This is a genomic window from Micromonospora sp. CPCC 205546 (assembly GCF_036902715.1).
Lineage (GTDB): Bacteria > Actinomycetota > Actinomycetes > Mycobacteriales > Micromonosporaceae > Micromonospora.
Genome location: NZ_JBAKHL010000071.1, coordinates 1 through 24,933, shown reverse-complemented (window position 1 = coordinate 24,933; position 24,933 = coordinate 1). Strand labels below are relative to the sequence as shown.

The window sequence follows — 24,933 nt, the reverse complement described above, 5'->3', positions numbered from 1 at the left end:
TCGCCGCCGGCTGACAACGCGCCTCAGCCGGCGACGACCGCCGCCCGCAGCTCCCCGAACGCGGCGCCGAGCGTCTCCGGAGTGAAGTGCGCGTTCAGGCCGCTGGGGTTGGGCAGCACCCAGAGCCGGGCACCGGCGAGCCGCTCCGGCTGCGGCCCGAAGCCGGCCTTCGGCCGGGCGAACCCGATCCGGTACGCGGTCACCCCCACCACGGCGACCCACCGGGGGCGGTACCGCGCGACCTTGCCGGTGAGGATCTCCGCCCCCTCGACCAGCTCAGCCGGGGTCAGCTCGTCGGCGCGGGCGCTGGCGCGCGCGACCATGTTGCTGATGCCCAGGCCGTACCCCGGCAGCTCGTCCTGCTCGCTGGGGTGCAGCAGCCGGGGCGTGAACCCGCCCCGGTGCAGCGCCGGCCAGAACCGGTTGCCGGGCCGGGCGAAGTGCCATCCGGTGGCGGCCGACCAGAGGCCCGGATTGATCCCGACGAAGAGCACGTCCAGGCCGGGGGCGACGACGTCGGGAATGGTCCGCTCCGCCGCCGCGGCGAGTTCCTCCCGGGTGGGCCGCGGATAGCGGCCGGCCGCCTCCGGCGCGGGTGTCCGCCGCCGGGTGGGGGAGCCGAGGGCCGGCCCGTCCCCGGCCGTGGTCATCACAGGCCCCGCAGCGCGCCGCCGTCGACCGGCACGGTGACCCCGCTCAGGTAGCTCGCGGCGGGGGAGAGCACGAACGCGGCCACCCGCCCGAACTCGGCCGGCTCGCCGATGCGGCGCAGCGGGATGGCCGCCTCGGCCTCCGCGCGCGCCCGCTCGGGGTCGCCGGTGGCGGCGAAGAGCTCCACGTTGCGGTCGGTCATGATCCGTCCGGGCAGCAGACCGACCACCCGTACGCCCCGGGCTCCGTACTCGTCGGCGACGTCCTTGGCCATGCCCACCAGGCCGGGGCGCAGACCGTTGGAGATGCCGAGGCCGGGCACCGGCCCGCGCGCCGAGGTCGACAGGACCAGGCCGATCGCCCCGCCGTCGCCCCCCGCCAGGTTCTCGGCGACGGTACGGACCATGCGTACGGTGCCGAGGAAGACCGTCTCGAAGGAGCGGCGCCACTGCTCGTCGGTGACCGAGGCGGCGCTGCCCGGCGGTGGCCCGCCGACGGAGACCAGCGCCCCGTCCAGCCGTCCGAAGTGCTCCCGGGCCGCGGCCACGAGGCGCTCCGGCGTCCGGGCGTCGGCCAGGTCGGCGGTCAGCCCGACCGCCCGCTCCGGCCCGCCGAGGCGCTGCGTGGCGGCGGCCACCGCGTCGGCGTCGCGGGCGGAGAGCACCACGCGGGCGCCGTCGGCGACGAGGCACTCCGCGGTGGCATAGCCCAGCCCCCGGGAGGCGCCGGTGAGTACGTACACCCGATCGGTCAGTCCGAGATCCATGCCGTCGATCCTGCCGCACCCGGTGGAATCCGCCACCGGGGCCCTCGCCCCGGCGGACGGTCAGTGCCGGGCGGGACGCAGCAGGCGTACCCGACCGGCGACCTGCACGGCGACGGCCCCGCCGGTGCGCCCCAGTGCCGGCAGCCGGCGCGGGCGTGGCGGGGTGTGCCCGTCGTAGCGGTGGCTCGCCTCGCGCCCGGCCAGCTCCTCGGCGCCCAGCGGCGGCAGCGTGCCCCGGTCGCGCAGGTCGCGGGCCAGATCCCAGCCGTCGCGCAGCGAACCTCCGGTGGGCCGCCCCGCCGCCCATGCGGCGAATGTCGCCGACCACTGCGGACCGAGGCCGGCGGCGAGCAGCGGCCAGTGCCGGGCCACCTCCCCGGCGCGCTTGCGTAGCAGCGCGGCCCCGGCGGCGGCGAGTGCCGCCGGGTCGAAGCCCGCCGGCACCGGGCCGCCGGCCACCAGCGCGGCCACCAGGGCCGCCTGCCGCTCGGCCAGGTCGCCGCTCACGTCACCACCGGGAAGCCGGACGCGGCGGCGAGGGCGTCCAGCTCGGCGCGCAGCGCCGGGGCGGGCGGGTAGTGCCCGTCGCGTTCCAGCAGGAGCGCCGGCGGTCGGTGGCGGGCGCACAGCTCGCGCAGCAGGTCGAGCACCGCCGGGGGCACCGGATCGGCGTGGGTGTCGTGGTAGTAGCCGCCGTGCTCGGCGCCGCCGGCCACGTGCACGTAGGAGACCCGCTCCAGCGGCAGCCGGTCGAGCAGCGCCACAGGGTCGGCGCCCCGGTTGCGGGCGTTGGCGTAGACGTTGGCGACGTCCAGGAGCAGGAACGCGCCGGTGCGGTCCAGGATCTCGGTGAGGAAGTCGGCCTCGTCCAGCTCGTCGTCGGGCCAGTCGAACAGGGCGGCGATCGGTTCCAGCGCGATCGGCACCGGCAGCGCGGCCTGCGCGCGGGCGACGTTGGCGCAGACCACGTCGACCGCCTCCCGGCTGCGGGGCACCGGCAGCAGGTGGCCGGCCTCGACGCCGCCGGCCCGGACGAAGGCGATGTGCTCGCTGACCAGCGGTGCCCCGACCCGCTGCGCCACCGCGCCCAGGTGGGCGACGCGGGCCGGGTCGACCGGCTCCGCGCCGCCGAGGGACAGCCGCACGCCGTGCGGTACGACCGTCACGCCGCGCTCGCGCAGCGCGGCCAGCCCCGCCGGCAGCGGCCCGGCGGCGGCGACGCCCTCCGCGACCACCTCCACGAAGCGCAGCCCGGGCAGGTCGGCGACGAACCCGGCGATCTCCGGCCGCCAGCCGATACCCACCCCGTGCGGGCCGGTCATCCGCCGCACCCGCCTCCGCCACAGCCCCCGCCTCCGCCGCACGAGCTGCCCCCGCTGCACGAGCTGCCCCCGCTGCACGAACTGCCCCCGCCGCACCCGCCGCCGCTGGAGGAGGCGCCGGTGCCGCTGATCGCCTGGCGCTGGATCTCGGCCTGGCTGGCGAAGCCGGGGTCCATGGCGTAGAGCGACGCGGTGCCGAACAACGCGACGCCCATGGCGGCGCCCGCCGCGCCGTACGTGGCGTAGGCGGGTGCCGAGGCCGGCGTGAGGTAGGTGTGCTGGCGCCGCAGGTCGCGCAGGGCCCTGGTGGCGGCGCGGGTGCGCCACGGCACCCGGTGCAGGAGGACGGCCACGACGATCAGCGGGACCTGGGTCAGCACGAGCCAGCCCACCGGGCGGTCGTTGGCCAGCCCGGCGACGATGCGCGCCATGCCGACCAGCAGCAGGGCGGTGAGCAGGAACGCGCCCAGGCGCAGCGCGGACCGGCGGGCCGGTGCGAGCGCGAGTCCGCGCTGCTCCAGGCTGGTCCGGAGCTGGTCGAGCGCGCGGATCACCCACTCGTCGCGGACCAGTTCCCGGGTGGTGGCGTTGCGGCCGGCCGCGAAGTGGATCGCCTGGTCCAGCGGCGTGATCCCGGCCGGCAGCGGCCCGCCGGTGGTCAGCCGCCGGTCCGGTCGTACGCCGATCGCCCCGCTGCCGCGCAGCCCGCCGACCGAGGCCCAGACGGCCAGCTGCTGCCCGCCGTTGAGGTAGGCGACCTGCTGCGGGCCGAGCTGACCGATGCCGTTCACCGGTGGGCCGGCGAGGGCCGCGAGCCGGTGGACGACCGTGGCGACGACGATCACGAGGGCCGCGAGGAGATAGACCCCGAGGAAGGCGGGGCCGGAGATGCCCCAGGTGTCACCAGGTGCGGCGAGGACGGTCATCTGCTGCTCCTTCGCGCGAGGGGATCGCGGCCCAATTGTGGGGCAGCCTCGCCACGTCGTCCCCGCCGCGTGGGCCGAGTTACCGGACCGATACGCACCGCGTGCCGGGCGGCAGGCCGCAGGCGGTCAGCGGCGGCGCACGGCCTCCTCGACCAGGTCGAGCACCGGGCCGAGGTCGCCGGCGGGGCGGCCCATCGCCAGGTGCAGCACCAGGCCGTCGTAGGCGAGTTCGAGGAACTGGGCCAGCACGTCGATCGGCACGTCGTCGCGGAGCACGCCCGCCTCCCGCTGCCGGGCCAGCCGGTCACGGGTCGCCTCGGCGACCGCCGCCGAGCGCTGCGCCCACCGCTTGGCGAACGCCGGGTCGGTCCGCAGCCGCCGGGACACCTCGAGCTGGCTGCCCAGCCAGCCGGTGGTGTCGGGGGAGACCGAGCCGGCCAGCAGGTCCCGCATCACCTGGACCAGGCCGTTGCGGGCCACCGTCTCCACCATGGCCGCGGCGTCGTCCTCGGCCACGGCCAGGAAGAGCGAGTCCTTGTCGCGGAAGTGGTGGAAGATCGCGCCCCGGGAGAGCCGGGTGGCCTCCTCGAGCCTGCGGACGGTGGCCCCCTCGTAGCCGTGCCGGGCGAAACACGCCCGCGCGGCGGCGAGGATCTCCTGCCGGCGGGCGTCGAGCTGGTCCTGGCTTACTCTGGGCACGGGTCGATCGTGACAGCTCGCCCCGCGTCTTGCAAACCGTACGTACGGCTTGGTTTGGCCGTGTGGGTGATCATAACATCGACGGGTGTCCGGTTAGGATCGCCGGGTGACGCCACTTCCCACCGCCGTCGCGGTCCCCGCCGCCCCGCTCACCGTCGCGGCCGTGCAGGCCGAGCCCGTCCCCGGCGACGTGGCCGGCAACGCGGCCCGCGCGGCCCGGCTGGTCCGCCGCGCGTCGGAGGGGGGCGCCCGGGTGACGGTGCTGCCCGAGCTCTTCCTGCCCGCGTACCACCTGCCGACGCTCGCGGCCGACCCGGCCGGCACCGACGTCGTGGCCGACGCCGCGGCCGCGGTCGACGACCCGCGGCTCGACCCGCTGCGTGAGGCGGCCCGCGCCGGGGACGGGGCCGTGGTGGTCGGCGCCGCCGTCCGGCACCCGGACGGCCGGCGGACGATCTCCGTACTGCTGGTCGACCGCGCCGGCGACGTCCGCGTCGCGTACGACAAGCAGCAGCTGTGGAACGGCGAGCGGGAGCTGTTCGTCGCCGGTGACCGGGGCGCGACCCTGCTCGTGGACGACTGGCGGCTCGGGCTCGGCGTCTGCTACGACGGCTGCTTCCCCGAGCACGGCCGGGCCGCGGCGGCCGACGGGGCGCACGGCTACCTCTGCCCGAGTGGCTACCTGGCCGGCTCCGAGCACCGCCGCGACCTCTACTACGCCGCCCGCGCGCTGGACAACACGATGTACGTGGTCTTCGCCAACATCGTCGGCGGCGCCGACCCGTGGCGGTTCAACGGTGGCGCCGCGGTCTACGACCCGGAGGGCCGGCCGCTGGCACGCGGCGCCGACACCGGGGAGGCCGTGCTGGTCGTGGCGCTCGTCCCGGAGGCGCTCGCGGCGACCCGGGTGGCCCACTGCATGCTGCTCGACCGCCTGCCCGACCAGGGGGCCACCCGTACGGCGCTGCCGGCCTGACGGGCGCCGGGCGAGCACTCGGCACTGTCGGCGGGCGGTGGCGTTCCCGTAGGGTGCCCGAGTGCCGCTGCTCCTGCTGGACCTGGACAACACGCTGCTCGACCGGGCCGGTCCGTTTCGCGCCTGGGGGGAGCGTTTCCTGGCCGGTGTCGGCGCGCCGCCGGCCGACATCGACTGGCTGACGTCCATCGACGCGGACGGGCTGACCGACCGGTGGGACGTGGCCGACGCCGTGCGTGACCGGTACGGGCTGCGGATCCCGTCCATCGACCTGGTCGAGGAGCTGCACGACGGCGTGGTGGCCGACATCCGGCTCGATCCGCTGGTGGCCTGCGCGCTGCGGATCGCCGACGAGGCCGGCTGGACGCCCGTGGTGGTCAGCAACGGCGGGGTGCGGCAGCAGGAGGCCGTCATCCGTCGTACCGGCCTGGACCGCTTCGTCGCCGACTGGGTGATCTCCGAGGAGGTCGGCGTCAGCAAGCCCAACCCGAGGATCTTCGCGCTGGCCGCCCGGCGGGTACGGCTGCCCCTGCGCGGCGCCTGGGTGGTCGGCGACAGCCCGGAGGCGGACATCGGGGGCGCCACCGCCGTGGGCCTGCCCAGCGTGTGGTTGCACCGGGGGCGGAGCTGGGTCGACAGCCGGTTCGCCCCCACCCGCACGGCGGACGGCGTGATCGCCGCCGTCGCGACGGTGCTCGCCGCCTGACCGGTGCGCGCGACGCCGCACGGGACCGGTGCACGGCTGCGCCGCGGCGTGGGCGTAATTCGGTTGACCCGGGTGGCGTAGGCCCGTGAGCATGGTCGGCGCATCGTGCAACCGGGCTCGTGCCCGGTAGAGGAGAGGGGGTCGGTCATGGCCGTCTTCGCAGGTCGCTTCCACCTGCCCCCATCAGCCTCGAGCAAGGGATCACCCCCGCAGTGCGCGATCACGACCTTCCGGCGCGCGAGCGCCGTACCCGCGGCAAGCGCCGCTTCGACGACGACGAACAGCTCTTCCTGAAGCGGGGCCGGGCAGCCGGTCCCGCCGACCCCGACCCCGACACCGAGCCGGACCCCGACACGGGGGAGCGCTGGTCCTCCTGGGACGACGCCGTGCACGGCCCGCAGCCCCACCCGGACTGGCTGGTCACCGAACTGGCCGCCAGGGACACGGAGCTGGGGGTGCTCAAGACCGGCAAGGAGGCGGACGTCCACCTGGTGCGCCGGGCGGTGCCCGACACCGACCGGTCCTGCCTGCTGGCCGTCAAACGCTACCGGGATCCCCAGCACCGGCTCTTCCACCGGGACGCCGGCTACCTGGAGGGGCGCCGGGTGCGCCGCTCCCGGGAGAACCGGGCGATGGCCGGGCGTACCGCCTTCGGCCGGCAGATGATCGCCGGGCAGTGGGCGGCGGCCGAGTTCGCCGCGCTGTCCCGGCTCTGGGAGTTCGGCGCCCGGTACGGCACGATCTCCGTCCCCTACCCGGTGCAGGTGCGCGGCACCGAGCTGATGCTGGAGTTCCTCGGCGACCCGGACGAGGGGCTGGCCGCGCCCCGTCTGGCCCAGCTGCGGCCGGAGGCGGGGGAACTGCGCGAGCTGTGGGGGCAGCTCGTCGACGCCCTCGTGGTGCTCGCCCGCGCCGGCCTCGCGCACGGCGACCTGTCGCCGTACAACCTGCTGGTGCACGCGGGGCGGCTGGTGCTGATCGACCTGCCGCAGGTGGTCGACGTGGTCGCCAACCCGCAGGGGCCGGAGTTCCTGGCCCGCGACGTGCGGGTGGTCGCCACCTGGTTCGCGGCCCGGGGCCTGCCCGCGGCGGACGCCGACGCGGCCGCGCTGACCGCGCTGCTGCTGCGGGAGGCGGGGATCCGCTGACCTTGACGTCCCGGGCGGCCAGGCACCGGCCGCCCGGGACCCGGGTCACTGGAGGTAGCGTTCGACCGCCGGCTTGGGGCGCGTCCCCTGGGCGTCCGGGTCGCCGTGGGTCTGCCGGGCGGCCCGCCGTCGACGCAGCAGGTCCCAGCACTGGTCGAGGGACTCCTCCAGCTCGCCCAGCCGCGTGCGGGCGTCGTCGTCCGTGCCCGACTCGCCGGCCTGCGCGTCGGCGCGCAACCGGTGCTCCTCGTCGACCAGCTCGGCGATCCGGTTGAGGATGGTCTTGTCGTCCATGCCCTGAGCCTGGCACAGGCCACGCGGGCGCGCCCGGGTTCCGCCGCCGCACCCGCCGCTGCGGTAGGTTGCCCAGCCATGGTGTCCACCCTCCGGGCCGCCGGCCCCTCCGACCTGGCGCCGGTCGTCGACCTGCTCCGCGCCGCACGGCCCCACCTGGTCGTCACCCCCGAGCTGCTCGACTGGCAGTTGCACGGCAAACCGGCCGAACGCTTCGGGATGCTGGTCGCCGAGGCGGGCGGCGGGGTCGCCGGCGTCGCCCGGACGGGACTGCTGCACGAGAGCGCCGAGCCGGGGCTCGGCTTCGTCAACCTGGTCGTGCGCCCCGGGCAGCGGGGACGGGGCGTCGGTTCGGCGCTGCTCGCCGCCGCCGAGGAGCGGCTCGTCGGGCTCGGCGTGCGCCGGGCGTACGCGCGGGTCGTCGACGAGCCGGCGGCGCTCGCCTTCGCCGAGCGGCGCGGCTACCGGTCCGGCCGGCGCAACGTGATCCTGGGCCTCGACCTGGCGACGGCGGTGCTGCCGGCCGCGCCCGCCCCGCCGGCCGGGGTGCGGCTGGGCACGGCGGCGGAGCTGGCCGACCCGCGTCCGCTGTACGAGGCGGACCTGGCCGCCGCCGCGGACGAGCCGGGCGACGTCGGGATGGACGAGATCAGCTTCGCCGACTGGCGGGCCGCGTACTGGCACCGGCCGGACCTGGACCGGGCGCTCAGCACCGTGGCGACGGCCGACGGGGTGGTGGTGGCGTTCAGTCTCGCGCTGACCGACGGCCGGGACCGCTACCTGTCGGGAATGACCGGCACCCGGAGCGGGTGGCGGGGCCGGGGCCTCGCCCGGCTGGTCAAGCACGCGTCGCTGCGGGCCGCCGGGTCGGCGGGCTTCCGGTGGGCGTCCACGATCAACGACGCCGGCAACGACGCGATGCGGACGGTCAACGCGTGGTTCGGATACCGGCCGGTGGCCGCCGAGTGGCGCCACCTGCGCACCCTGCCCGCGTGACGCCCGCCACGAACTCCTTCGTGGACAAGCATTCCCATGAGCAAAATTCTCATTCGACGGCTAGCGGAGTCTCGACGGGGGATGGCATGCTTCCCGAGTCGTGACGCAAGGCAGCCGTCAGTACGACGGTCCGTCACAGTGGAGCGTGACCGAGGGGGAGGAGCCGCGGGTGCGGGATGCCATGGCCGGGCGGAGCGTGGGCGACCCACGTGGGCGGGCCGCCCGCTCGATACCACTGTGGAGGATGCTCCCGGGTCTGCTGCGCGATCCGCTGGCTGAGCTCGTCACGCTGGCGGACTCCGCCGAGGGTGAGATCGTCCGGCTCAACCTCGGGACGATCCGGCCGTACCTGGTCACCGAGCCGGCTCACGTGCAGCACGTCCTGCGCGACAACGAGGCCAACTACACGCGCGGCGGGAAGAGCATGCTCTGGCGCCCGGTGCGGCGGCTCACCGGCGACGGCATCCTGTCCGACGGGCCGCAGTGGCAGGCCAGCCGCGCCCGGATGCAGCCGCACTTCACCGCCAAGCGCATCGACTCCCTGGTGGACACCATGAGCCGCGCCGTCAGCGAGGCGGTCGACGAGTTCGACGAGCCGGCCCGGACCGGCCGGTGGTTCGACGCCGGCACCGAGCTGGGGCGGGTCATCTGCCGGGCGATCAGCAGCGTCTTCTTCGCCGACCGGGTGAGTCTCGCCGACCAGCTGCGGATCGTCGCCGCCCAGGGCACGATCGTGACGGCGCTGCGCGCGCGTCTGCTCCTGCCGTTCGTGCCGGACGCCGTGCCGGTGCCGGGCGACCGCGCCCTGAACCGCGCGATCGGGGTCGTCGACGACATCCTGCTGCCGCTGGTACGCGAGGAGATGGCCCACCCGCGCGACGGCGACGACCTGCTCGCCGCCCTGACCCGCGCCCGCGACGAGCAGGGCCGCGCCCTCGACGAGCGGCAGGTCCGCGACGACGTGGTGGCGTCCTTCGCCACGGCGACCGAGACCACCTACGCCATGCTGACCTGGCTGTGGCCGATCCTGGACGCGCACCCCGAGATCGCCGAACGGCTCTACGCGGAGCTGGACGAGGTGGTGGGGACCGACCGGGTGGTCAGCCGGGACCAGTTGCTCGCGCTCACCTACACCCGGGCGGTGGTCGACGAGCTGCTGCGGATGTACCCGGCCGGCTGGCTGCTGCCCCGTACGGCCGTGGCCGACGACGTCATCGGCGGCACCAGGATCAAGGCGGGCAGCATCGTCGTCGTCAGCTCCTACATCACCCAGCGGCTCGCCCGCTTCTGGGACCGTCCGGACACCTTCGACCCCGAGCGCTTCCGCGGCGACCGGGTGCGCCGGAGCCACCGGTACGCGTACTTCCCGTTCGGCGGAGGCCCGCACCAGTGCCTGGGCATGTACCTGTTCAACCTGGAGGCTCCGCTGGTGGTGGCGACCATGCTCAGCCGCTACCGCTTCCGCCTGCGCGAGCCCGGGATACCGCCCAAGCAGTTGGCGGCGGCCCTGCGTCCGGGCCGACCGGTGGTCATGGCGTTGTCCCCGGTGCCTGAGCGGAGGCCGGTGTGACCGCGGTGGTGCCCGACGAGCCGCGCGAGGTGGCGGCCCCGGGCGGTCGCGACGAACTGCGCGACGCGCGGGAGCAGGGCCGCATCTGCGGCCTGGCCGTACGCGGGCAACGCGACCTCCAGGCGTCGGCCGCCGCCCATCCCGAACTGTTCCCCGCCGACCCGTTCGACACCATGCTGTTCGCCAACATCTCGCTGGCCATCGCCTTCGGCGCCCCGTGGTGCACGCCGGAGCAGCTGCGCGCGGCGAACCGTACCGTGCTGTGGGGCTTCGCCCTCGACTGGCTGATCGACCACCGGGCGCGCTCCCGCGACGAGGTCGACGGGCTCGTCGCGCGCTGCCGCGCGGTGGCCGACGGCGAAGCGCCGGCCGCCGACGACCACCTCGGCGGCTACCTGGCCGCGCTCCAGGACGAGCTGGCCACGTCCGACGCCTTCGCGGCGCACCGTCCGCTGTGGCGCGACCGGTTGGACGCGACGGTGCGGGCCATGGCGCGCGAGTGGGAGTGGAAGGCGGCTCGGCGCCCCGGCGACCGGGCGTCGCTGCCGAGCCTCGACGCCTATCTCGACAACGCCGACAACCACGCCTGCACGATCGTCAACGTCGCGCACTGGCTCTACACCGGCGACGAGGCCACCCTCGCGAGGCTGGACGAGCTGGTCGCGGTCAGCGACCAGGTGCAGCGCGCCCTGCGCCTCGTCAACGACCTCGGCACCTACGAGCGCGACCTGCGTTGGGGCGACCTCAACGCGCTCCTGCTGGTCGAGGACCGCGCCGAGGTGGAGCAGCGGCTCGCCGCGCTGGTGGAAACCTGCCGCCGGATGCTGGTCCCGCTGCGGGAGACCTGTCCGCGCGAGGCCGACTACCTGGCCCGGCAGGTCGGCTTCAGCAGCGGCTTCTACCAGCTGGCCGACTTCTGGGGGATGTCGTGACGGCGGCGCCCGTCGCCGTACCGGACATCGGCGGCGCCGGGCTCGCCGCCGCCGGCCGCGAGCTGGTGGCGGCGATGCTGGCCGCCCCCGCCGGCACGGTCTCGCCCTCGGTCTACGAGACCGGCCGGCTGGTCGCCGACGCGCCCTGGCTTCCGGGGCACGCGGAGCGGCTGCGTCACCTGCTGGCCACCCAGCGCGTCGACGGGGGATGGGGGGCGCCCGGCGCGTACGGACTGGTGCCGACCCTGAGCGCGGTGGAGGCGCTGCTGAGCGCCCTGCGTACGCCGGGACGCGCCGACGCACGGGAGGCTCACCGGCTCTCGCCGGCCGTGCACCGGGGCGTGGCGGCGCTGCGGGAACGGCTGCTGGTCGCCACCGAGCCCGTACCGGACATGCCGGGTGTCGACCTGATCGTGCCCGCCCTGATCGACCGGATCGACGCGCTCCTCGGCGGCGGTGCGGTGGGACAGGGCACGCGGCCGTCGTCCGCGCTACCGATGCCGTACGGCATGACCCGGCACCGGGCCGAGGCGGTCGGACGGCTCCTCGCCACGGGCGGGCCGGTGCCGGAGAAGCTGTGGCACGCCTTCGAGGTGCTGGACGGGCGGGCACGCGCCCACCCGCGGGTCCGGCCCGTGTCCGGCGCCGTCGGCGCCTCGCCCGCCGCGACCGCGGCCTGGCTGGGCGATCCCGCCCGACCGGGCGCCGACCGCGCCGCGCTGGCCTACCTGACGGGGGCCGTGGCGCGCGGCGGCGGGCCGGTGCCCTGCACGACGCCCATCGCCGTGTTCGAGCGGGCCTGGGTGCTCAGCGGTCTGGCCCGGGTCGGCGCGGCGGCGGACGTTCCCGCCGAGCTGACCGACGCGCTGGCCGCCGCGCTCGGACCGACCGGCGCGGCCACCTCGCCGGGCCTGCCGACGGACGCCGACACCACCGCCGTCACCCTCTTCGCGCTGGCCCGGCTCGGCCATCCGGTCGCGCCCGACAGCCTCCTGGCGTACGACACGGGCGCGCACTTCTGCACGTGGCAGGGCGAGGACGGCGCGTCGGTCACCACGAACGCCCACGTCCTGGAGGCGCTGGGCTGGCACGCCCGGCACCGCCCCGGGCGCCCGTACGCCGACGTGGCAGGGCGGGTGGCCGGCTGGCTGGTCGACGGTCAGCTCGCCGACGGCAGCTGGACGGACCGCTGGCACGCCTCGCCGTACTACGCCACGGCCAGCGTCGCGGTGAGCCTGGCCGAGTACGCGCCGGACGCCACCGCCGGCAGGCTCGACCGGGCGGCCGACTGGGTACGCGGCACCCAGCGCGACGACGGCTCGTGGGGGCTGTGGTCGGGCACGCCGGAGGAGACCGCGTACGCCCTGCAGGTGCTGCTCGGCACCGGCCGAGCGCCCCGGCCGGACCTCGTCCCCGTCGTGCGCCGGGCACTCGCCTATCTCGACGAGCACCGCGACGGTACGGACCACGGCGTTCCACTGTGGCATGACAAGGATCTCTACCAGCCGGTGCTCATCGTGCGGGCCGCCGTGCTCGCGGCGCGGCACCTGGTCCGGCTGACCGGCCACGAAGGACGCTGAGCCGCCGATCCGGCGCCGCCGACCACGCACCGGTCATGATCAGCACTGCTTGAGTGATCGTCGCGACACTGCTACCGTGCGCCGGGTCGGTCGAAGCGCCATGCGGAAGCCGCCGATCGGACGAATCAGACTCCCCGCCAGGGATGGTTTTCAATGGGTTCCCGCAGCTCGAATCTGCGCCGGAAAGTCGTGGCTCTGCTGGCCTCACTCGTTGCGCTGTGGGCGTTCGCCGCGTGGGTGACCCTCCGGGAGGGCGTCAGTCTCCTGTGGGTGCAGGTGCTCGACGCCCAGGTCGCCCAGCCGGGTGAGCCGTTGGTGCTGGAGTTGCAGGCGGAACGCCGGGCGTCCGCGGCGTACCTGGGCGGTGCAGGCGCGGCCGAGCGGGAACAGCTCGACGCGCAGTGGCGGCGCACCGAGGGTGTCGCCGACGACTTCCGCAAGTCCGTCAGCAGCTGGCGGGTGGACCTGGCGGCCGACGAGAGCCAGCGGCAGATCGACTCGGTCGTCGCCGGGCTGGACCGGCTCGACGGCGTGCGCGAGTCCGTCCGCGACCGCCAGGTGGACCGCGCCGCCGCCACCCGCGCGTACACCGAGATCATCGACTCCGTGCTGCGGATGTACGGATCGTTGGGCAACCTGGACGACGAGCAGTTCACGCAGGAGACCGGGGCCCTGATCCAGCTCGTCCGGATCCGCGAGCTCATGTCCCAGCAGGACGCCCTCGTCACCGGCGCCTCGGCCGCGGGCCGGATGACGCCCGAGGAGAGCGCCGTCTTCGCCCGCGCCACCGGCGCCCAGCGCTACCTGGACAGCCAGGTGCGCACCGACCTGTCGAGCGCCGACCGGGCCCGCTACGAGGCGCTGCGCGAGGGCCCGGCGTACACCTCCTTCCGCGTCCTGGAGGACCGCGTCGTCCTGCAGGGACGGGCGGCCGACGGGCCGCCGGTCTCGGCCGCCGAGTGGCGCAAGGCGGCCGACGCGGCGATGGAGGAGCAGCAGCGCTTCATCATCGAGGCCGGCGACGCGCTCGTCGAGCGGGCCGTGCCGATCGCCGTGGGCGTCGTGCTGCGGCTGGTGCTGGCCGCCGGTCTGGGCCTGCTCGCCGTCATCGCGTCGATCGTCGTGTCGATCACGACCGCCCGGGCCCTGGTGCAGCAGTTGGAGCGGCTGCGCGAGGCCGCCATCCAGCTCGCCAACGAACGGCTGCCCGGTGTGGTCGAGCGGCTCGGGCACGGCGAGGAGGTCGACGTCGCCAAGGAGGCGCCCCCGCTGGAGTTCGGTGACGACGAGATCGGCGAGGTGGGCAAGGCGTTCAACGCCGTGCAGGAGACCGCCATCCGCACCGCCGTCGAACAGGCCGAGCTGCGCCGCAACGTGCGCGAGGTCTTCCTCAGCCTGGCCCGGCGCACCCAGGCGCTGGTGCACCGCCAGCTCACCCTGCTCGACGCGATGGAGCGCCGCGAGCACGACGCGGAGGAGCTGGAGGACCTGTTCCGGGTCGACCACCTGGCCACCCGGATGCGGCGCAACGCGGAGAACCTCATCGTGCTCTCCGGCTCCACCCCGGGGCGCGCCTGGCGGCGCAACGTGCCGATGGTCGACGTCGTGCGTGGCGCGGTCGCCGAGGTCGAGGACTACACCCGGGTCAACGTGCTGCCGCTGGGTGCCGTCTCGCTCACCGGGCGCGCGGTGGGTGACGTCATCCACCTGCTCGCCGAGCTGATCGAGAACGGCCTGTCCTTCTCCCCGCCGCACACCTCGGTCGAGGTGCGCGGGCAGCTGGTGGCCAACGGCTTCGCCATCGAGATCGAGGACCGCGGCCTGGGCATGAGCGAGGAGGACCTGGCCGCCGCGAACCACCGGATCGTCGACCAGTCCGAGCTGAACCTGGCCAACGCCTCCCGCCTCGGGCTCTACGTGGTCAGTCGGTTGACCGAGCGGCACGGCGTGCGGGTGCAGCTCAAGGAGTCCGCGTACGGCGGCACCACGGCCGTCGTGCTGATCCCGGCCGAGCTGGTGACCGCCGACGACGAGGACCCGAGCACCTCCGGCGGGTTCCCGGCCGGCCTGCCCGCGACCGTCGGCCCGGTGTCCGCCACGACCGGCCAGGCGCCGCCCACCGCCGAGCCGCCGCTGGCCGCGGCACCGGTGGCGCTGGCCGAGCCGCCGCTCGCGCCCCGCGGACGGTCCGCTCCGGACGCCGACGCCCCCGCCGCGGGCGACGCCGACGGGGATGCCCTGCCGACCCGCTCGCGCGGCCGGAGCCTGCCGGCGGTCGCCCCGGCTCTCGACGCGCGGCTGCCCGTCCGACCCCGGGGCGGATCGGAGCAGTACGCCCTGGACGGCCCGACCTTCCCGACCGGCCTGCCGGTGGCCGCCGCCCGGCCCGCGCCGACGCCCGACGGGACGCAGACGCCGGACGCGCCGCAGACGGGCACAGGGTCCACGACCCTGGGCGGCCCGGCACCGACGGCCCGCCAGGTGACCGCGCGTACCGACTCGGGGCTGCCCGTGCGGGTCCGGCAGGCCAGCATCGTGCCGGAGCTTCGCGACGAGCCGGCGGCCGCCGGGGACGACGACTCGGTACGCCCGCCGGAGCAGGTACGCCGGATGATGAGCTCCTACCAGACCGGCACCCGGCGCGGCCGTACGGACGCGGCCCGGCTGCTGGGCGCAGCGGGCGACAGCCGAACCGAGGCCGGCGGGGAATCCGACGCCGGCGACGACCTGCAAGCGACCTGACCGGCGCCACCACGGTACGGGGGACCCCCGTACCGTGGCGGGCAGCCGAGACGAGCACGGCGACAACAGCCGGGGGAGAAGAGGACGACGAGTGGCGCAGAAGACGGCTTCGAGTGCCGACCTGACGTGGTTGCTGGATGATCTGGTCGGCCGGGTGAAGCAGGCCGACCACGCGGTCGCGCTCTCGACGGACGGCCTGTTGATGGCCGCCTCGCGAGGGCTCGGCCGGGACGACGCCGAGCACCTGGCGGCCATGGCGGCCGGCATCCAGAGCCTGGCCCGGGGCGCGGGCAAGCGCTTCGGCGGCGGGCAGGTGCAGCAGACCATCATCGAGATGCAGTCGTCGTTCCTGTTCGTCACGGCGGCCGGGCGCAACGCCTGCCTCGCGGTCCTCGCCAGCGAGGACGCCGACGTCGGCCTGATCGCCTACGAGATGGCGATGCTGGTCACCCGCGTCGGCAAGTACGTGGCGTCACCGTCGCGGACCGGCGAGCAGCAGACCGGCGAGAAGTAGCCGCGATGACGGTGCAGGGGGAGTCCTCGGAGCACCACTGGGTCGACGACCATGCCGGCCCGGTCGTGCGCCCGTACGCGGTGACGGGCGGCCGGGCCCGGCCGGTCACCGGCACGTTCGACCTGATCTCCCTGGTGACGGCGACCCGCGCGGACGTGAACCCGGAGGTCGGGCTCGGCCCGGAGCACCTGGCGATCGTCGGGCTCTGCCAACGGATCCAGTCCGTCGCCGAGATCGCCGCCCATCTTGACCTGCCGGTGGGCACCATCCGGGTCCTGCTCGGTGACCTGGCGGCCCGCAGCCTGGTGCAGGTGCGCGAGCCGCACACCACGGCCGGCCTTCCCGACAACAGCATTTTCGAGGCGGTAATCAATGGACTACGGGCACTCTGAGCGGCCGGCGGGAGCGACGCCACTGCCCACCGCGATCAAGATCCTCGTCGCGGGTGGCTTCGGCGTCGGCAAGACCACCATGGTCGGTGCGGTCAGCGAGACGCGCCCGTTGCGTACGGAGGAGGTGTTGACCGAGTCCGGCGTCGGCATCGACGACCTCTCCGGGGTGGAGAGCAAGACGACCACCACGGTGGCGATGGACTTCGGCCGCATCACCATCAGCGACGACCTGGTGCTCTACCTCTTCGGTACGCCGGGCCAGGACCGGTTCTGGTTCGTCTGGGACGAACTGGCGCTCGGCGCGCTCGGCGCGGTGGTGCTGGCCGACACCCGGCGGCTGGCCGACTGCTTCCCCTCCATCGACTACTTCGAGGGTCGGGGCACGCCGTTCGTGGTGGCGGTCAACTGCTTCGAGGGGGCCCGCACGTACCGGCTCGACGAGGTGCAGTCGGCGCTCAACCTCGACCCGGGGGTGCCGGTGCTGCTCTGCGACGCCCGGCAGCGGGAGTCGAGCAAGGAGGTGCTCATCACGCTGATGGAGCACGCCATGAAGACCCGCGAGGCCCGCCGCCGCGCGGCCGCCTCCGAGTAACCGGACCACCGCCACCACCACCGCACTGCCACCACCACCGCGTCGCAGCCGCTTCGGTGCGCAGCCCCGCCGTGCACGGTAGCCGCCGTTGCGGCTGCCCCGCGTCGCTGCCCGCTGCGTCGCGCCTCCTGGCGCGTTCCTGCCTGCCGCGTCGGGTGTCCCGGTGGGCTGATGAGATCTTGGTAGGGAACGGCCCCTCCGGGCGGGCTCAACTGGTGGTTGCAACACCTCTTCCATGATCTTCGTTGGGGTGGTTGTGGCATCGAGGTTGAGCCCGTTGGAGCGGGAGCAGATTGGGTTGGGTCGGGCTGCGGGTGAGTCGGTGCGGTCGATTGCGTGCAGGTTGGGGCGGTCGGCGTCGACGATCTCGCGGGAGGTGGGTCGGTTCGAGCGGTACGGGCAGCGGTATCAGCCGTCGGTGGCGCAGTGGGCGTCGTTTCTGAGGCATAGCCGGGCCAAGCGGGTGCCGCGGTTGGCGGTGGAGGGGCCGTTGCGTCGGGCGGTGCTGGATATGCTGCGGCGACGCCGATCGCCGCAGCAGATCGCCGCTCGGCTGCGGTGGGAGTATCCGCTGCGGCCGGAGATGCATGTGTCGCACGAGACGATCTATCAGGCGATCTATCTGCAGGCGCGGGGGAACCTGCGTGCCGAGTTGAGCCGTCAGGTGGCTCTGCGGTCGGGGCGGGCGGCGCGTCGGCGTCGGCCGGTGGCCGTGGCAGCGGTTCGTTCGAGTCGGCCCTGGCTCGGGTTGAACATCAGCGCCCGCCCAGCCGAGGTCACCGACCGGGCGGTGCCCGGGCATTGGGAGGGTGACCTCCTTGAGGGGATACGTCGGGGTGGGCGTGGTGGTTCCGCGATCGCCACCCTGGTGGAACGTGCTACCCGCTTCGTGATCCTGGTCGGGCTCCCCCAGGGGAAGATGTCCGATCACGTCGTGTCGCAGCTGGCCGCCGCGATGACCTGGCTACCGCAACGGCTACGGGCCTCTCTGACGTGGGACCAGGGCCCCGAGATGGCCCGGCACCGTGACTTCACCATCGCCACTGACTGTCCGGTCTACTTCTGCGACCCACACAGCCCCTGGCAACGCGGCAGCAACGAGAACACCAACGGCTTGCTACGCCAGTACTTCCCGAAAGGCCACTTCGACTTCACCACCATCGATCAAGCCCACCTGAACGCCGTCGCTGACGAACTCAACGACCGCCCACGGATGACCCTGGGCTGGGCCACCCCCGGTGAAAAGATGGCTGAGTTACTCGGTGTTGCAACCACCGATTGAACCCGCCCCGGGGGCGCTCGCGTGCCAAGATCTCGTTGCGTTGCTGCCTGCTGGGTGAGGTGTCCCGGTGGCTGGCGAGATCTTGGTAGGGAACGGCCCCTCCGGGGGCACTTCCGTACCAAGATCTCAAGCGTGAGCGGGTGCCAGGGCGCCGGCGAGTGGCAGCGCGGCCGTTGGGTGGCAGCGCGGCCGGTAGGTGCCAGCGCGGCCGTTGGCGGGAGCGGGGCGAGGCGGCACGGAGTCCGCACGGCCGGGCCGTCGATCGGCGGCGCGATCCGTGTCCACCGTGCGTGGCTTCAGTGGACGCCAGGTCGCTTGCGGCGGAACCTCGGCACCACACCACAGGTGCGTCGGCACGCTCCGCGAGCCTGTGTATCCGCACGACCGGGCACGCTTGATTGATTGACTTCGATCAACTGGGCTGCCTAGCATGATGCTCGGAAAGCGCTTTCCGCCGTCCATCACCTGGCTGATCGCCGGTGCCGGTCCGCAACCCCGACGCGAACCCGTCCCCCTCGCGTCCGGCTCGCGCGACCGTGCCCGGTACCCGAACGGCACCGGCCCGTCGTGCGCCGGCTCCGGCGATCCGCCGTACGAGAAAGGCGGAACCTCATGCTCGCGATCCGCAACCCGGACGGGCCGCCACGGCCCGGGCGTCGCCGACGGCTGCTCGCCGCCGCCGGCCTGGCCGCCGCACTGGTGGCACCGGCATCACCGGTCGGCGCCGCGCCCCCGCCCGCACCCCCGGGGGCATCCGGCACCGCCCCGCAGACGGCGGCCGGCGGCACCTCGCAGGCGGCACCGGCCACCGCTGCGGCCACGGCGCAGGCCGGCACCGCCCCGCAGGCCGCATCCGCCACCGCTGCGGCGGCGGACGGCTTCGCCAGCGTCTCCGCCCTCGGCCAGAACGGGACCACCGGCGGCGCCGGCGGGCCGGTCGTCACGGTCACCACCGCCGCGCAGTTCCTCGACCACATCGCCCGCCCCGGGCCGTACGTCATCCAGGTCGCCGGCAGGATCACGCTGCCCACCGGCGCCAACGACGGGATGTGGAACGTCGCCTCCGACAAGACGATCGTCGGGCTCGGCGACGACGCGACGCTCTCCGGCGGAGGGCTCAACATCGGCGTGCCGGTCGACGACGACGTGACCTCGCCCCCGGCGAACGCGGTACACAACATCATCATCCGGAACCTGCATCTCACCGGCGCGACGGACGACCTGATCAACGTCCAGATGTTCTCGCACCACATCTGGATCGACCACAACGAGTTCTCCCACGGCGACGACGGCGCCGTCGACATCAAGCGCGGCTCGGACTTCGTCACGGTCTCCTGGAACCACTTCCACGACCACGACAAGACGCTGCTGCTCGGCCACGACGAGGACGCCGGCCCCCAGGACATCGGCCGGCTGCGGGTCACCTACCACCACAACTTCTTCGACCGCTCCGACCAGCGCAACCCGCGGGTGCGCTTCTCCGCGCTCGCGCACGTCTACAACAACCACTACAACGACAACAGCTACGGCGTCGCCTCCACCTACGACGCCGCCGTGCTGATGGAGAACAACTACTTCTACAGCGTCAACAATCCGGGCCGGGTCGACTTCAGCGGCGACCTCGGCCGCATCGTCGAGCGGGGCAACATCCTCATCGCCTGCAACCACCCGATCGAGACCCGGGGCACGGTGCCGGACCCGCGCGGGTACTACCCGTACACCCTCGACCCGGCCGGGAGCGTGCCGACCATCGTCCCGGCGGGCGCCGGGCCCGGCAGGACCACGGCCCTCGCCACGCCGGCGGCCGTCACGCCGGCCGCCGCCGCGGGCCCGGACGGCTTCGCCGCCGTGGCCGCCCTCGGCCAGAACGGCACCACCGGCGGCGCCGGCGGACCGACCGTGACCGCGACCAACGCGGCGGACTTCCTGGAGCACATCGACACGGTGGGCCCGCTGGTCATCCAGGTCAGCGGGCGGATCGCGATCACCAGCAAGCAGGGGGTACGCCCGAACAAGACCATCGTCGGGGTCGGCGACGCCGAGATCACCGGCGGCGGGCTGGACTTCTACCGGTCGTACAACGTGATCGTCCGCAACATCAACTTCACGGACGCGGAGGACGACGCGATCAACGTCGGCCAGAACTCGCACCACATCTGGATCGACCACAACCGCTTCTCCGGCGCGGTGGACGGCTCGGTCGACATCGTGCGCGGCGCCGACTACGTGACGGTGTCGTGGAACCACTTCGACCACGCGGACAAGTCCATGCTGATCGGTCACTCCGACGGCTCGGCCTCCACCGACGTCGGCCGCCTGAAGGTCAGCATCCACCACAACTTCTTCGACCACAGCCGCCAGCGGCACCCCCGGGTCCGCTTCGGTGAGCCGGTGCACGTCTACAACAACTACTTCCTCGGCAACGCCCTCTACGGCGTGGCGTCGACGGAGAACGCCGGCGTGCTGGTGGAGGGGAACCACTTCCGCGACGTGCCGTACCCGCTCTGGTCGGCCAGCGGCTACGCCGACAGCGGGCCCGGCCGGGCGGTGCAGCGCCACAACGTGTTCGTCGGCTCCGGCGTGCCGGAGACGAACGGCACCGTGGTCGAGCCGCGCACGTACTACCCGTACACCCTCGATCCGGCGGCGGACGTGCCCGCCCTGGTCGTCGCGGGCGCCGGCACCGGTCGCATCTGAGCGGACACGCGAGGGGCCCTCTGCCGTCGTGGCAGGGGGCCCCTCGTCCGTGTCGTCAGTTGGCGATCATGCGGCGCAGCACGTACTGCAGGATGCCGCCGTGGCGGTAGTAGTCCGCCTCGCCCGGGGTGTCGATCCGGACCACCGCGTCGAACTCGACGCCGGTGTCGGTGCTGACCTTGACCGTACGCGGGGTCTCGCCGTCGTTCAGCGCGGTCACACCGGCGATGGAGAACGTCTCCGTGCCGGTGAGCCCGAGCGACTCGGCGGTCTCGCCCGCCGGGAACTGCAGCGGGAGCACGCCCATGCCGATCAGGTTCGAGCGGTGGATCCGCTCGTACGACTCGGCGATGACCGCCCGGACGCCGAGCAGCATCGTGCCCTTGGCCGCCCAGTCGCGCGACGAGCCGGAACCGTACTCCTTGCCGGCCAGCACGACCAGCGGGATGCCGGCCTCCTGGTAGGCCACGGAGGCGTCGTAGATCGAGGTCTGCTCGCCGGTCAGGTGGTTGACCGTGAAGCCGCCCTCGACGCCCGGGACCAGCTGGTTGCGCAGCCGGATGTTGGCGAAGGTGCCCCGGATCATCACCTCGTGGTTGCCCCGGCGGGAGCCGTACGAGTTGAACTCGTGGCGCGGCACGCCGTGCTCGGCGAGGTACGTCCCGGCGGGCGAGTCGGCCTTGATGGAACCGGCCGGCGAGATGTGGTCGGTGGTCACCGAGTCGCCCAGCTTGGCCAGCACCCGGGCGTCGGTGATGTCGACGACCGCCTTCGGCTCCCGCTCCATGCCCTCGAAGTACGGGGGCTTGCGGACGTAGGTGGACTCCTGCGCCCAGGCGAACGTGTCGCCGGTCGGGGTGGGCAGCGACTGCCAGCGCTCGTCACCGGCGAAGACGTCGGAGTACGCGGCGCTGAAGCCGGTGGCGCCGATCGCCGAGGCGATGACGTCCTGGATCTCGGCGCTGTCGGGCCAGATGTCCCGCAGGAACACCGGGTTGCCCTCGCTGTCCTCGCCGATCGGCTCGTTGGCCAGGTCGATGTCCATCGTGCCGGCCAGCGCGTACGCGACCACCAGCGGCGGGGACGCCAGGTAGTTCATCTTGACGTCCGGGTTGATCCGGCCCTCGAAGTTGCGGTTGCCGGAGAGTACGGAGACGACCGCCAGGTCGGCCTCGTTGACCGCCGCCGAGACCTCCTCCGGCAGCGGGCCGGAGTTGCCGATGCAGGTGGTGCAGCCGTAGCCGACCAGGTGGAAGCCGAGCTTCTCCAGGTAGGGCGTGAGGCCGGCCCGCTCGTAGTAGTCCATGACGACCTTGGAGCCCGGGGCCAGGGTGGTCTTCACCCACGGCTTGCGGGTCAGGCCCTTGTCGACGGCGTTGCGGGCCAGCAGGGCCGCGCCGATCATCACCTGCGGGTTGGAGGTGTTGGTGCAGGAGGTGATCGCGGCGATCACCACTGCGCCGTGGTCCAGCTCGTACTCGACGCCGTCGGTGCCGGTGACCCGGGTCGGGTTGCTGGCCCGCCCGCCGGAGCCGACCGCCGCCGTCTCCAGGTCGCGCGGCGCGTCGGCCGGGTCGCTGACCCCGTTGGCCGGGGAGTCGCTGGCCGGGAAGGACTCGGCGCTCGCCTCGTCGGCGTGGCCCTGCACACCGAACGGCTTCTCCTGCTGCGGCACGCCCGACTTGCGGCCTCGGTCGCCGCCGGTCTCGTCGGCGGCCACGTAGTCGGTCAGCGCCGAACGGAACAGCGTCTTGGCGTTGCCCAGCGGCACCCGGTCCTGCGGGCGCTTCGGGCCGGCCAGGGACGGCTCGATCGTGCCCAGGTCCAGCTCCAGGCGCTCCGAGTACTCCGGCTCGGCGGCCGGGTCGTGCCAGAGGCCCTGCTCCTTGGCGTACGCCTCGACGAGCGCGACCTGCGCGGCGTCGCGGCCGGTCAGCTCCAGGTAGCGGACGGTCTCGGCGTCGATCGGGAAGATCGCGACGGTGGAGCCGTACTCCGGGGACATGTTGCCGATGGTGGCCCGGTTGGCCAGCGGCACGGCGCTCACGCCGGGGCCGTAGAACTCGACGAACTTGCCGACCACGCCGTGCTTGCGCAGCATCTCGGTGATGGTGAGCACCAGGTCGGTGGCGGTGGTGCCGGCCGGCATCTCGCCGGAGAGCTTGAAGCCCACCACGCGCGGGATCAGCATGCTGACCGGCTGGCCGAGCATCGCGGCCTCGGCCTCGATGCCGCCGACGCCCCAGCCGAGCACGCCGAGGCCGTTGACCATCGTGGTGTGCGAGTCGGTGCCGACCACGGTGTCCGGGTACGCCTGGCCGTTGCGCTCCATGATCGTACGCGCCAGGTACTCGATGTTGACCTGGTGCACGATGCCGGTGCCCGGCGGGACGACCTTGAACTCGTTGAACGCGGTCTGACCCCAGCGCAGGAACTGGTAGCGCTCCTTGTTGCGCTCGTACTCCAGCTCGACGTTGCGCTCGAAGGCGTCCTCGCGGCCGAACAGGTCGGCGATGACGGAGTGGTCGATCACCAGCTCCGCCGGGGCGAGGGGGTTCACCTTGGTCGCGTCGCCGCCCAGGTCCCGCACGGCCTCGCGCATGGTGGCCAGGTCGACCACGCAGGGCACGCCGGTGAAGTCCTGCATGAGCACCCGCGCCGGGGTGAACTGGATCTCGACGCTCGGATCGGCGTCGGATTCCCAGGCCCCGAGCTGCCGGATGTGGTCGGCGGTGATGTTCGCGCCGTCCTCGGTCCGGAGCAGGTTCTCCAGCAGGATCTTCAGGCTGTAGGGGAGCCGTTCGTGGCCCTCCACCTTGCTGATCTTGAAAATCTCGTAGCTCGCGTCTCCGACGCGTAGCTGGGTCTTCGCACCGAAGGTGTCGAGGCTCGCCACGTCGTACTCCTTCACACCAGCGACCGTGAGTAGTCCTGAGCAGTCTGTCGCACCGGTCGGGGTGCCGCCGTGGTTAGGGGACACTTACCGCCGATTCTCCGTCGTCAACAAAACCGTACGTCCGTCTTGCTAACTTCGCAACCTCGTGCCATCGTTCGGGACGAGGAGGTACCACCATGATCCATCACGTTCAGCTCGCCTGCCCACGCGGCTCCGAGGAGGCGTCGCGGGCCTTCTACGTCGGGATCCTCGGGATGGCCGAGAAGCCCAAGCCGCCCGCGCTCGCGGCCCGCGGCGGTTGCTGGTTCACCGGCCACGGCGCGGAGCTGCACCTGGGCGTGGAGGACGACTTCCGTCCCGCCCGCAAGGCCCACCCGGGCCTGCTCCGGCCGGACCTGGACGCGCTCGCCGCCCGGTTGGCCGCCGCCGGACACCCGGTCACCTGGGGCAACGACGAGCTGCCCGGGATGCGCCGCTTCCACTCGCAGGACGCGCACGGCAACCGCCTGGAGTTCCTCGCCCCGATCGACTGATCCGGACCGCCGCCGAGGGCGCGCTCTGGCCGCTACGTCCGCAACCACTGTCCGCCCTCGGCTGTTGGCGCCGACTCGGCGGCTGAGCCGCGCCCGCCTCGTCGGGCTTTGTGGGTGGCGGGCAACGTCACCGACCCGGCGGACCAGGTCGGCGCCCGCCGCGGCGGCCGGCGTGGTCGCCACGGTCTGTGACTCGCCCACCCGTCGACGAGGTGCGGGATTTCGGTAGGAGAGATCCGCCCACGGTCGGTCCACCATCCGTGCTTGGCCGCGCCACATCTCGTCGGCCGGCAGTACGGTCCCCTCGCCCTGATACCACACAGGCATCTTTATGCCGCGTAGGTATCAGCGTCCCGGCGGCAGTCGGTTCGCCGCTGCTCGCGCAACGAGGGTGGCGCTGCGGTGACCGACTCGGGCGGCTGCGCCGCCCTCCGCCTGACGCCCGGACGCCTTCTTCCCGTTCGCTGACGGCCCGAGGACGACAACGGGCATGACGAAAGGGCCGGCCCCGGGTGGGGGCCGGCCCTTGTCGTCGTCCGGTGCTCGTCGTTGGGTGCTTGGTGTTGTCGTCGGTCAGGCGGTGTAGCCGCGGGTGGCGATCCAGTCGGCGAGGTTGTCGACGCTCATGCGGTAGGTGGCCTGGGTGGGGTCGGCGGAGTCGGCGATGGTGACGGTGTGGCCGTTGTCGCGGTAGCCGACGACGCTGATGTAGTGCCCGC

The 24,933-nt window shown here is 73.7% G+C and carries 22 protein-coding genes and 1 pseudogene; 14 read left to right on the top strand and 9 right to left on the bottom strand.

The genetic code is table 11. The features are described 5' to 3' along the window. Positions 1-23 precede the first annotated feature (23 nt). From mug to V6U77_RS24885, 6 genes are all read right to left on the bottom strand, one after another. Positions 24-650 (bottom strand): G/U mismatch-specific DNA glycosylase, encoded by a 627-nt coding sequence (mug, locus tag V6U77_RS24910; protein WP_334609109.1) that lies wholly within the window; start codon positions 648-650, stop codon positions 24-26. Continuing rightward, the gene (locus V6U77_RS24905; protein WP_334609108.1) at positions 650-1,417 is read right to left on the bottom strand and encodes an SDR family oxidoreductase; all 768 of its coding nucleotides are present in this window, start codon (positions 1,415-1,417) and stop codon (positions 650-652) included. Before V6U77_RS24905 ends, mug begins: the two co-directional genes overlap by 1 nt. 60 nt (positions 1,418-1,477) lie before the next feature. Next, the gene (locus tag V6U77_RS24900; RefSeq protein WP_334609107.1) at positions 1,478-1,924 is read right to left on the bottom strand and encodes a hypothetical protein; all 447 of its coding nucleotides are present in this window, start codon (positions 1,922-1,924) and stop codon (positions 1,478-1,480) included. After that, entirely contained in the window at positions 1,921-2,739 is an 819-nt protein-coding gene (locus V6U77_RS24895) for a DUF692 domain-containing protein (RefSeq protein WP_334609105.1), read from the bottom strand. The genes V6U77_RS24900 and V6U77_RS24895 overlap by 4 nt, the downstream gene beginning before the upstream one ends. Next, the gene (locus V6U77_RS24890) at positions 2,736-3,665 is read right to left on the bottom strand and encodes a TIGR04222 domain-containing membrane protein (RefSeq protein ID WP_334609103.1); all 930 of its coding nucleotides are present in this window, start codon (positions 3,663-3,665) and stop codon (positions 2,736-2,738) included. Before V6U77_RS24890 ends, V6U77_RS24895 begins: the two co-directional genes overlap by 4 nt. A gap of 126 nt (positions 3,666-3,791) precedes the next feature. Continuing rightward, positions 3,792-4,364: a TetR/AcrR family transcriptional regulator gene (locus tag V6U77_RS24885; RefSeq protein ID WP_334609101.1), complete on the bottom strand. Its 573-nt coding sequence runs from the start codon at positions 4,362-4,364 to the stop codon at positions 3,792-3,794. 106 nt (positions 4,365-4,470) lie between these two features. On the opposite strand from V6U77_RS24885, the gene V6U77_RS24880 reads away from it, so the two are divergent. The 3 genes from V6U77_RS24880 (at position 4,471) to V6U77_RS24870 (ending at position 7,194) form a co-directional block, all read left to right on the top strand. After that, positions 4,471-5,340 (top strand): carbon-nitrogen hydrolase family protein, encoded by an 870-nt coding sequence (locus V6U77_RS24880; RefSeq protein WP_334609100.1) that lies wholly within the window; start codon positions 4,471-4,473, stop codon positions 5,338-5,340. Between the two features lie 61 nt (positions 5,341-5,401). Further along, the gene (locus V6U77_RS24875; RefSeq protein WP_334609098.1) at positions 5,402-6,046 is read left to right on the top strand and encodes an HAD family hydrolase; all 645 of its coding nucleotides are present in this window, start codon (positions 5,402-5,404) and stop codon (positions 6,044-6,046) included. Positions 6,047-6,258: 212 nt separating this feature from the next. Continuing rightward, positions 6,259-7,194 carry a serine protein kinase RIO gene (locus tag V6U77_RS24870; protein WP_334609096.1) on the top strand — a complete coding sequence of 312 codons (936 nt, stop codon included), beginning with the start codon at positions 6,259-6,261 and terminating at the stop codon, positions 7,192-7,194. A 45-nt stretch (positions 7,195-7,239) separates the two neighbouring features. On the opposite strand, the gene V6U77_RS24865 is transcribed toward V6U77_RS24870, so the two are convergent. Continuing rightward, a complete protein-coding gene (locus V6U77_RS24865; RefSeq protein WP_334609094.1) occupies positions 7,240-7,488 on the bottom strand; it encodes a DUF2630 family protein in 249 nt (82 codons plus the stop codon). A gap of 78 nt (positions 7,489-7,566) precedes the next feature. On the opposite strand from V6U77_RS24865, the gene V6U77_RS24860 reads away from it, so the two are divergent. The 10 genes from V6U77_RS24860 to V6U77_RS24815 all read left to right on the top strand — a co-directional run bounded on the left by V6U77_RS24860 (position 7,567) and on the right by V6U77_RS24815 (position 20,785). Next, positions 7,567-8,484 carry a GNAT family N-acetyltransferase gene (locus V6U77_RS24860; RefSeq protein ID WP_334609092.1) on the top strand — a complete coding sequence of 306 codons (918 nt, stop codon included), beginning with the start codon at positions 7,567-7,569 and terminating at the stop codon, positions 8,482-8,484. A gap of 229 nt (positions 8,485-8,713) precedes the next feature. Beyond that, positions 8,714-10,054: a cytochrome P450 gene (locus tag V6U77_RS24855; RefSeq protein ID WP_334609117.1), complete on the top strand. Its 1,341-nt coding sequence runs from the start codon at positions 8,714-8,716 to the stop codon at positions 10,052-10,054. Between the two features lie 5 nt (positions 10,055-10,059). Then, positions 10,060-10,986, top strand: a complete 927-nt coding sequence (locus V6U77_RS24850; RefSeq protein WP_334609115.1) for a terpene synthase family protein — start codon at positions 10,060-10,062, stop codon at positions 10,984-10,986. Then, complete coding sequence (locus V6U77_RS24845; RefSeq protein ID WP_334609090.1) at positions 10,983-12,566, top strand: prenyltransferase/squalene oxidase repeat-containing protein; 1,584 nt, start codon at positions 10,983-10,985, stop codon at positions 12,564-12,566. Before V6U77_RS24850 ends, V6U77_RS24845 begins: the two co-directional genes overlap by 4 nt. 189 nt (positions 12,567-12,755) lie before the next feature. Beyond that, a complete protein-coding gene (locus V6U77_RS24840) occupies positions 12,756-15,308 on the top strand; it encodes a nitrate- and nitrite sensing domain-containing protein (RefSeq protein ID WP_442934503.1) in 2,553 nt (850 codons plus the stop codon). Positions 15,309-15,399: 91 nt separating this feature from the next. Continuing rightward, the gene (locus V6U77_RS24835) at positions 15,400-15,822 is read left to right on the top strand and encodes a roadblock/LC7 domain-containing protein (protein ID WP_091629996.1); all 423 of its coding nucleotides are present in this window, start codon (positions 15,400-15,402) and stop codon (positions 15,820-15,822) included. Positions 15,823-15,827: 5 nt separating this feature from the next. Then, positions 15,828-16,214 carry a DUF742 domain-containing protein gene (locus V6U77_RS24830; protein ID WP_334609086.1) on the top strand — a complete coding sequence of 129 codons (387 nt, stop codon included), beginning with the start codon at positions 15,828-15,830 and terminating at the stop codon, positions 16,212-16,214. After that, positions 16,195-16,806, top strand: coding sequence for a GTP-binding protein (locus V6U77_RS24825; RefSeq protein ID WP_334609085.1), 612 nt, complete (start codon positions 16,195-16,197; stop codon positions 16,804-16,806). Before V6U77_RS24830 ends, V6U77_RS24825 begins: the two co-directional genes overlap by 20 nt. A gap of 235 nt (positions 16,807-17,041) precedes the next feature. Beyond that, positions 17,042-18,088, top strand: a complete 1,047-nt coding sequence (locus tag V6U77_RS24820) for an IS30 family transposase (protein ID WP_334609084.1) — start codon at positions 17,042-17,044, stop codon at positions 18,086-18,088. Positions 18,089-18,700: 612 nt separating this feature from the next. Beyond that, a complete protein-coding gene (locus V6U77_RS24815) occupies positions 18,701-20,785 on the top strand; it encodes a pectate lyase family protein (RefSeq protein ID WP_334609083.1) in 2,085 nt (694 codons plus the stop codon). Positions 20,786-20,840: 55 nt separating this feature from the next. On the opposite strand, the gene V6U77_RS24810 is transcribed toward V6U77_RS24815, so the two are convergent. After that, positions 20,841-23,696 (bottom strand): aconitate hydratase, encoded by a 2,856-nt coding sequence (locus V6U77_RS24810; RefSeq protein WP_334609082.1) that lies wholly within the window; start codon positions 23,694-23,696, stop codon positions 20,841-20,843. A 161-nt stretch (positions 23,697-23,857) separates the two neighbouring features. Here V6U77_RS24810 and V6U77_RS24805 point away from each other — a divergent pair, with 161 nt between their 5' ends. Then, entirely contained in the window at positions 23,858-24,214 is a 357-nt protein-coding gene (locus V6U77_RS24805) for a VOC family protein (protein WP_334609081.1), read from the top strand. A 573-nt stretch (positions 24,215-24,787) separates the two neighbouring features. On the opposite strand, the pseudogene V6U77_RS24800 reads toward V6U77_RS24805, so the two are convergent. After that, a pseudogene (locus V6U77_RS24800) lies at positions 24,788-24,933 on the bottom strand (C39 family peptidase); the annotation flags it as partial.